4 protein-coding genes, 1 tRNA gene and 1 riboswitch are annotated in these 4,237 nt (G+C 70.2%); of the genes, 2 read left to right on the forward strand and 3 right to left on the reverse strand.

The features are described from left to right. Positions 1–27: 27 nt before the first annotated feature. From STRIP9103_RS22440 to STRIP9103_RS22450, 3 genes are all read right to left on the reverse strand, one after another. A complete protein-coding gene (locus STRIP9103_RS22440; protein ID WP_009319273.1) occupies positions 28–1,080 on the reverse strand; it encodes a M23 family metallopeptidase in 1,053 nt (350 codons plus the stop codon). 10 nt (positions 1,081–1,090) lie between these two features. After that, positions 1,091–1,256, reverse strand: a riboswitch (cyclic di-AMP (ydaO/yuaA leader). 269 nt (positions 1,257–1,525) lie between these two features. Beyond that, entirely contained in the window at positions 1,526–2,158 is a 633-nt protein-coding gene (locus tag STRIP9103_RS22445) for a GTP cyclohydrolase II (RefSeq protein WP_009319269.1), read from the reverse strand. 162 nt (positions 2,159–2,320) lie between these two features. Then, the gene (locus STRIP9103_RS22450) at positions 2,321–2,848 is read right to left on the reverse strand and encodes a MarR family winged helix-turn-helix transcriptional regulator (RefSeq protein ID WP_009319275.1); all 528 of its coding nucleotides are present in this window, start codon (positions 2,846–2,848) and stop codon (positions 2,321–2,323) included. A 62-nt stretch (positions 2,849–2,910) separates the two neighbouring features. On the opposite strand from STRIP9103_RS22450, the gene STRIP9103_RS22455 reads away from it, so the two are divergent. Beyond that, positions 2,911–4,077, forward strand: a complete 1,167-nt coding sequence (locus tag STRIP9103_RS22455) for a dihydrofolate reductase family protein (RefSeq protein ID WP_009319271.1) — start codon at positions 2,911–2,913, stop codon at positions 4,075–4,077. 73 nt (positions 4,078–4,150) lie between these two features. Beyond that, positions 4,151–4,224, forward strand: a tRNA-Met gene (locus STRIP9103_RS22460). Positions 4,225–4,237 lie beyond the last annotated feature (13 nt).

Genomic DNA, 4,237 nt, shown 5'->3' on the forward strand with positions numbered 1-4,237 from the left:
ACCCCGGAAAAGTCCGAGGAGAAGGCCTCAGATGCTGAGGCCCTTGCTGCGCAGCCACGCCGCCGGGTCGATGCCGCTGGCGGCGCCACCGGGGTGGACCTCCAGGTGAAGGTGGGCACCGGTCACGTTGCCGGTGGCGCCGACGCGGCCGATGACATCGCCGGTGGCGACCTTCTGACCGACGCTGACGCCGATGGAGGACTGGTGGGCGTACCAGAGCTCGGTGCCGTCATCGAGGGTGAGGACGGTCTTGTAGCCGTACGAGCCGTCCCAGCCCGCCTGCGTGATCGTGCCGCTGTGCACGGCCTTGATCAGGGTGCCGGTGGGGGCGGCGAAGTCGAGGCCGGTGTGGTAGCCGGAGGACCAGTACGAGCCGGCCTGCCCGAAGGTGGAGGTGATGGTGTACGAGGAGGTCGGCAGCGCGTACTGCTTGGCGAGCTCGGCGAGGCGCTCGGCTTCCTTCTTCTTCTCGGCCTCCTCCGCCGCCTTCTTCTTCGCGGCGGCTTCCTTGGCCTCGGCTTCCTTCTTCTCCTCGGCGGCCTTCTCGGCGGCCTTCTCCGCGGCGGCGGTCTGCGCGGCCTCGGCGGCCTTCAGGTCGACCGCGTCCTGCTGGGACTCGGCCTGCTGGATGATGCGGGCACGCAGTGCCTCGCCGGCGTTCGTGGTGCCCTGCTCGGTGTCGGCGGCGATCAGGCCGGCGCTGCTGAGCGGGGTGGTGGAGCCCTGCGGCTCGTCCTCGGCGGCGTCGTCGGCGAAGACCGAGCCGACGTTCGGCATGTCGGGCATCGAGATGGACACCGGGGGCTTGCCGGTCTGCGCGCTGGCCATGCCGGCGCCGCCGACGGCGGCTATGACACCGACGCCGAGAACCGTGGAGCTACGGGCGAGCCCGCCGCGCTGTCGCTGCTTGGCGACGCGGTGCCGGCCGCGGACGGGGCGAATGGATTCCGCGGTGGGGTTCCACTCCTGCCAGGGGCCCTCGTTGTCGCTGTCGTAGCTGCCGAAGCCGAAGGTCTGGCTCTCGCCGTCGCGTTGGCTGGGCACGAACGGGGCTTCGGTCGCGGACCGGTTGGACGCCACGTAGGCGTACTCCTTCCTTCCTTCTCGCCTACCGGGTTAGCTGACGGGTTCGGAGCAGGAAGGTCTCCTACGCGCGTAAACCGGCCGTGCTGCCACGACGGCTTCCGCGCGATTCACCCCAGGGTGGTGGTTCCCCGGTTCCCGTACACCGGTACGGGATTCGGCGCGTGCGCACGGAGCCGCCTCTTGTGACGGCTGGGACGACCGCGCTGCGTTATCGAACGTTAATAGACGCGGGGGCCGCATTCCAAGCAGTTCTGGATGATCGTTCCGGCTTTCATGCTGGACTTACGGGTCATGAGGGGCGGAAAACGGGCGAGTTGACCTTGCCTCAGGAGTAACAAGGGTCATGACGGTGCGTCAGTTGTTATGCGGAGGGAGGTCGATCGAACACGCATCGTGACGACAGATGTGACGATCATGAAGGAAATGAAAAGGTCGGCGGTCAGCCCGCCGTGAGCTCCGCCAGTGGCAGCGTGTGCTGGGTCTGCAGCACCTTCGCCCGGAGGTAGCGGACGTTGTGGGCGGTGGTGAAGACCCCGGTCGGCACCCGGTGCCGCACCCCGACGCCGAGGTCGCGCAACTGCTGCGCCTTGTCGGGGTTGTTGGAGAGCAGGTCCAGCTCGCCGACACCGAGGGCGCCCAGCATCTGCGCGGCGGCCGTGTAGTCACGACCGTCCTCCGGGAGCCCGAGCGCCGCGTTCGCCTCGTACGTGTCGAGCCCCTGGTCCTGAAGGGCGTACGCGTCGAGCTTGTTGTACAGACCGATGCCGCGCCCCTCCTGACGGAGATAGAGGAGAACCCCTCCCCGGTCGGCGATCCGCTCCACCGCCTCACGCAGCTGCGGACCGCAGTCGCAGCGGGCCGAGCCGAAGACGTCGCCGGTCAGGCACTCGGAGTGCAGCCGGACCAGCGGGGCGGCACCGGGCGCGGGGTCGCCGAGGACGATCGCCACGTGCTCCTGGCCGTCGACGAGGCCATGGAAGGTGACCAGTTCGGCGTCGACGCCGTAACCGTCGTGGAAGCGCAGGGGCACCCGGACGCGGGCACGCGGGGTGGCGGCGGGGAAGTCGGGCATACGGGGCCTCCGGTCCTGTGCGGGTCGATCCATCGCGCTTCACTCTGCTTCAGATTTGAAGCAAAACGCTCAGGTGACTCTAACCCCTGCTTCAAAATTCAAGCAACAAGATTTCGGATGGATCACATTCCCGGCGCGACCGAGAGGAGCGAGAGGAGGCCGTCACCGGCCCGACGACGGGCACGACCTCCGTCGCCACGGCAGTTCGTCCGCGCCCGACACCCGCTGTTCGCCCTCGCCGCCCTGGATCGCCGCCGCGATCCCGGCGCAGATCTCCTCCAGCTGACCGATCTGCTCGGGGCGGAGGTGGTCGAAGACCGCCTTGCGGACCGTCGCGACGTGGCCCGGTGCCGTACGTTCCAGCAGGGCCATGCCCTCGTCGGTGAGTACGGCGACGCTGCCCCGCTTGTCCCACTGGCAGTCCTCGCGCCGCAGCACGCCGTCCTTCTCCAGCCGGGTCACGGCGTACGTCAGCCGACTGCGCGTGATCTTCAGATGCTCGGCGAGGTCGGTCATCCGCATCCGGCGGTCCGGCGTCTCCGAGAGGGCGGCCAGGATGGAGTAGTAGAGGTGCGGGAGGCCGGCCTCCTGCTGGAGCTGCCGGTCGAGCGCGTCCTCCAGGAGCGAGCTCGCGGCGATGAATGCACGCCAGGCGCGCTGCTCCTCGGGGGTGAGCCAGCGGGTCGTCATGCGTACAGTGTAGTTATTGCTTAAAACTTGAACCAAGACCATCGCAGCTATGGAGCGCGCCCATGCCCCAGCCCTACGTCCTGCTGTCCGCCGCCGTCTCCCTCGACGGCTGTCTGGACGACACCGGGCCCGGGCGGCTGCTGCTCTCCGGCCCGGCCGACTTCGACCGGGTCGACGAGGTGCGCGCGGCCAGCGACGCCATCCTGATCGGCGCCGGCACCCTGCGCACCGACAACCCCCGGCTGCTGGTCAACTCCGCCGAGCGGCGCGCGGCCCGGGTCGCCGCCGGGCTCCCGGAGTACCCGCTGAAGGTCACGGTCAGCGCGTCCGGCGATCTCGACCCGGCGGCCCAGTTCTGGCACACCGGCGGCGAGAAGGTCGTGTACACGACGGACAAGGGTGCGGAACGGCTGAAGGAGAGCGGTCTCGCCGCGGACCCCGCCGCCCGCGTCGAGGTCGTGTCCCTCGGCCCCGCCGATCCGACCTGGCCGGCCGTCCTCGACCACCTCGGAGACGTACGCGGCATCCGGCGCCTCATGGTCGAGGGCGGCGGTCGTGTACACACCCAGTTGCTCCAGCAGGGGCTCGCCGACGAGTTGCAGCTGGCCGTCGCACCGGTGTTCGTGGGGGAGGCGGCGGCACCGCGGATGTTCGGGACGGGGGCGTACCCCGGTGGCCCGAGGAGCCGGCTCCGTCTGCTGGAGACCCGGCCGGTCGGGGACGTCGTCCTCATCCGGTACGTCCCCACCGTGCCCGGCACCGGCCCGGCGGTCACCCCCGCCGACCGGCACTGGCTGGCGCTGGCCTGCGAACTGGCCGCCGAGTGCCCGCCCTCGCGGACCGCGTTCAGCGTGGGCGCGGTCGTGGTCGCCGAGGACGGTACGGAGCTGGCCCGCGGACACTCCCGGGAGGGCGGCGACCTGGTGGCCCACGCCGAGGAGGCCGCCCTCGCCAAGCTCGACCCCGCCGACTCCCGGCTCGCCTCCGCCACCGTCTACAGCAGCCTCGAACCCTGCGCCCGTCGCGCCTCCCGTCCCGCGCCCTGCGCCCGGCTCGTCCTCGACGCCGGGGTACGGCGCGTCGTCACGGCCTGGCGGGAGCCGGACACGTTCGTCCAGGACGCCGCCGTCGGCAACGCGGTCCTCTCGGCGGAGGGGGTCGACGTCGTCGTACTGCCGGAGTACGAGGGGCGGGCCAAGGCGCCGAACGGGCATCTGCTCGGGGAGTGAGGGGAAGGTGATCGGCGGCCGTCGTAAACCGTGTGCTCGGGATCCCGCAGATGGCGTACACTGGTTTCAACGACGCGGGGTGGAGCAGCTCGGTAGCTCGCTGGGCTCATAACCCAGAGGTCGCAGGTTCAAATCCTGTCCCCGCTACTGAAGGCCTGGG

It is taken from the genome of Streptomyces ipomoeae 91-03 (genome assembly GCF_000317595.1).
Taxonomy (GTDB): domain Bacteria; phylum Actinomycetota; class Actinomycetes; order Streptomycetales; family Streptomycetaceae; genus Streptomyces; species Streptomyces ipomoeae.

Coding starts and splice junctions, on each gene's coding strand:
- STRIP9103_RS22455 (WP_009319271.1), top strand. CDS start 2,911: ATGCCCCAGCCCTACGTCCTGCTGTCCGCCGCCGTCTCCCTCGACGGC.
- STRIP9103_RS22450 (WP_009319275.1), bottom strand. CDS start 2,848: ATGACGACCCGCTGGCTCACCCCCGAGGAGCAGCGCGCCTGGCGTGCA.
- STRIP9103_RS22445 (WP_009319269.1), bottom strand. CDS start 2,158: ATGCCCGACTTCCCCGCCGCCACCCCGCGTGCCCGCGTCCGGGTGCCC.